Below are 2,034 nucleotides of genomic sequence, written 5' to 3'. Positions count from 1 at the left end.
ACAGTACAAGACAGAGCGATTTATCATAAGAACCAGAAGCCGGTGGTCTATGTGGTCGCCGATGTCGGAGGACCAGGCGCAGCGAAGGCGGAGAGTCCCGTGTATGGCGTGCTCGGAGTCGGGAAGAAACTGGAAGACTATCGGACGGCCGAAGGATATCGCATCGAACAATACTTCGCTTCCCAACCTTGGTCGGAAGAGAAAATCACGATGAAATGGGACGGAGAATGGCAGATCACCTATGAGACGTTCCGCGACATGGGCATCGCCTTTGCCGTTGCGATGTTGCTGATCTACCTCCTGATCGTCGGGCAGTTCCAATCCTTTCTCACACCGCTGATCATCATGGTTCCGATTCCACTCACGCTGATCGGCATTCTGCCGGGCCATTGGCTGACAGGATCGTATTTCACGGCCCCGTCGATAGTCGGCTTCATCGCGCTCGCCGGCATCATCGTCCGGAACTCGATTTTGCTTGTGGACTTCATCCAGCTTCAAGAGCGTGTGGGGGTTCCGTTGCTGGAAGCGGTCCTCACTGCCACCGCGATCCGTGCAAGACCGATCCTCTTGACCGCCGCCGCACTCATGGTGGGCGCCTTCGTGATCATTCTCGATCCGATCTTCCAAGGGCTGGCTGTATCCCTCCTTTTTGGCGTGGGGGCATCGACGTTGCTCACACTGTTCGTGATCCCTTTGCTCTACTACCGCATCATTGGACAAACGGCCCAATCTGGCCGCCCTTCCATGGAAACTGCAGTGGCAAATGGAGAAGCAGTCATCCTTCCCACTCTGTCGCAACTGTCTTCACATTGACTTGCGAACTTTCACGAATTCTCTCGTGAGATTTCACGAATGATGAAATCTCACAGTCCCCATCGAGGCCCACTCACTCTCCAACCTCTGGAAATTCCATAACATCACTCGCGTGATTGTTTCGGCATCGATGCTGCTTTAGGGATCCCGTAGCAGGTCAATCATTCGCAACAAGGAGCAGAGTGATGGCGACGATTCACGATCTTAGCTGGTGGTACCGGTTCCTGACGGGGGGATTGCTCGGGGCCGGTCTCTTGGGCTGGCCGGCAGGCATCTTCCTGGCGATGCTGTGGTCTGCTGTTCAGATCGTTAATGTCATCTGGCTCACGCGACACTATACCGCCTTTCCCGCACAAGTGCGGATCGGCTACCTGGAGATGCTGATAGCCGGGCTCTGGGGTCCGTTGCAATGGATTTACTGGATGCTCTTGGCCGGAATCACGGTGAGGCTGCCGTTCGGCTATTGCCTGCTTGGGCGAATCCTATCCCTGGCGCCGTGGAATCGCTGGCAGCCCTTTTCGTTTCCATTCGTGCGGCGAACGTTCCTCTCGCCCCAAGCTCCTGTGCCCCCCTGCGGTGAGGTCTTCCGTCGCATGTCGCTCGAACGGGTGCAGGGATGAACTGGGAGCTTTTCTGCCGGAATGCCGACCGGCTCTTATTTCGGCAATGCCTCATCAACCAACACCATAAAGGAGGGTTACGTATGTCACAGGCAGCCATCAGCGGAGTCATCAATGGGGTCGATCTCGATCGTTTGGGCCAAACGATCCAGGCAATACAACAGAATCCCGTTCTGGCCAGATTCCAGTTCCGCGCCACCAATCGGTGGATCACGGGCGGACACAATCGCTCCATGATCCAAGGTTTCTACGGCGCGGGGCAAGAAGATACCCTTCGTACACAACCCTTCATCCTGGATGCCGACAAGCCGCCTGTGCTGCTCGGAGGGGATCACAGCGCCAATCCGGTCGAATATGTGCTGCATGCCCTGGCGGCCGACTTGACTACGTCGCTCGTCTATCATGCAGCGGCGCGGGGCATCCGGATTGAGGCAGTGGAGTCGAGGCTCGAAGGGGATCTCGATCTGCAGGGTTTTCTCGGCCTCTCGGATGAGATCCGGCACGGCTACAAGGAAATCCGCGTGCATTTCACTATAAAGTCAGATGCTTCTGATGAACAGTTAAGAGAATTGACGAAGTTTTCACCGGTTCATGACATCGT

General features: G+C 56.0%; 3 protein-coding genes. All 3 read left to right on the top strand.

The window, feature by feature from the left end; genetic code table 11:
* A partial coding sequence (locus tag ACOSYY_RS12490) for an efflux RND transporter permease subunit (protein ID WP_421662781.1) occupies window positions 1-813 on the top strand: 813 nt, incomplete at its 5' end.
* A gap of 185 nt (window positions 814-998) precedes the next feature.
* Window positions 999-1,433: a hypothetical protein gene (locus ACOSYY_RS12485; protein ID WP_421662780.1), complete on the top strand. Its 435-nt coding sequence runs from the start codon at window positions 999-1,001 to the stop codon at window positions 1,431-1,433.
* Window positions 1,434-1,516: 83 nt separating this feature from the next.
* The coding region (locus tag ACOSYY_RS12480; RefSeq protein WP_421662779.1) for an OsmC family protein at window positions 1,517-2,034 on the top strand (518 nt) is incomplete at its 3' end.

The sequence above is a fragment of the Nitrospira sp. BLG_2 genome, from assembly GCF_049222245.1.
The sequence above is the reverse complement of the archived record's forward strand: the minus strand, read 5'-3'. Positions and strand labels throughout refer to the sequence as shown.

Coding starts and splice junctions, on each gene's coding strand:
- ACOSYY_RS12485 (WP_421662780.1), top strand. CDS start 999: ATGGCGACGATTCACGATCTTAGCTGGTGGTACCGGTTCCTGACGGGG.